3 protein-coding genes are annotated in these 1,200 nt (G+C 55.3%); all 3 read left to right on the top strand.

Annotation, left to right across the window (positions count from 1 at the left end):
• The coding region (locus tag ACTHSL_RS12665) for a terminase gpA endonuclease subunit (RefSeq protein ID WP_263883579.1) at positions 1 to 608 on the top strand (608 nt) is incomplete at its 5' end.
• Positions 605 to 811: a phage head-tail joining protein gene (locus tag ACTHSL_RS12660; RefSeq protein ID WP_000198149.1), complete on the top strand. Its 207-nt coding sequence runs from the start codon at positions 605 to 607 to the stop codon at positions 809 to 811. The genes ACTHSL_RS12665 and ACTHSL_RS12660, both read left to right, overlap by 4 nt.
• The coding region (locus tag ACTHSL_RS12655) for a phage portal protein (protein ID WP_440381662.1) at positions 808 to 1,200 on the top strand (393 nt) is incomplete at its 3' end. The genes ACTHSL_RS12660 and ACTHSL_RS12655, both read left to right, overlap by 4 nt.

Genomic DNA, 1,200 nt, shown 5'->3' with positions numbered 1-1,200 from the left:
GTGTGGATGAGGCCATCAATAAAACCTATACCCGCCGGAATGGTGCAGAAATGTCGATATCCCGTATCTGCTGGGATACTGGCGGGATTGACCCGACCATTGTGTATGAACGCTCGAAAAAACATGGGCTGTTCCGGGTGATCCCCATTAAAGGGGCATCCGTCTACGGAAAGCCGGTGGCCAGCATGCCACGTAAGCGAAACAAAAACGGGGTTTACCTTACCGAAATCGGTACGGATACCGCGAAAGAGCAGATTTATAACCGCTTCACACTGACGCCGGAAGGGGATGAACCGCTTCCCGGTGCCGTTCACTTCCCGAATAACCCGGATATTTTTGATCTGACCGAAGCGCAGCAGCTGACTGCTGAAGAGCAGGTCGAAAAATGGGTGGATGGCAGGAAAAAAATACTGTGGGACAGCAAAAAGCGACGCAATGAGGCACTCGACTGCTTCGTTTATGCGCTGGCGGCGCTGCGCATCAGTATTTCCCGCTGGCAGCTGGATCTCAGTGCGCTGCTGGCGAGCCTGCAGGAAGAGGATGGTGCAGCAACCAACAAGAAAACACTGGCAGATTACGCCCGTGCCTTATCCGGAGAGGATGAATGACGCGACAGGAAGAACTTGCCGCTGCCCGTGCGGCACTGCATGACCTGATGACAGGTAAACGGGTGGCAACAGTACAGAAAGACGGACGAAGGGTGGAGTTTACGGCCACTTCCGTGTCTGACCTGAAAAAATATATTGCAGAGCTGGAAGTGCAGACCGGCATGACACAGCGACGCAGGGGACCTGCAGGATTTTATGTATGAAAACGCCCACCATTCCCACCCTTCTGGGGCCGGACGGCATGACATCGCTGCGCGAATATGCCGGTTATCACGGCGGTGGCAGCGGATTTGGAGGGCAGTTGCGGTCGTGGAACCCACCGAGTGAAAGTGTGGATGCAGCCCTGTTGCCCAACTTTACCCGTGGCAATGCCCGCGCAGACGATCTGGTACGCAATAACGGCTATGCCGCCAACGCCATCCAGCTGCATCAGGATCATATCGTCGGGTCTTTTTTCCGGCTCAGTCATCGCCCAAGCTGGCGCTATCTGGGCATCGGGGAGGAAGAAGCCCGTGCCTTTTCCCGCGAGGTTGAAGCGGCATGGAAAGAGTTTGCCGAGGATGACTGCTGCTGCATTGACGTTGAGCGAAAA

It is taken from the genome of Neisseria sp. P0008.S010 (assembly GCF_051962715.1).
Taxonomy (GTDB): Bacteria; Pseudomonadota; Gammaproteobacteria; order Burkholderiales; family Neisseriaceae; genus Neisseria; species Neisseria elongata.
Note: the sequence above shows the minus strand (reverse complement) of the source record. Positions and strands in the feature narration are given on the sequence as shown.

Excerpts from the sequence above, each read along its gene's own strand:
- ACTHSL_RS12660 (WP_000198149.1), top strand. The coding sequence starts at position 605 with ATGACGCGACAGGAAGAACTTGCCGCTGCCCGTGCGGCACTGCATGAC.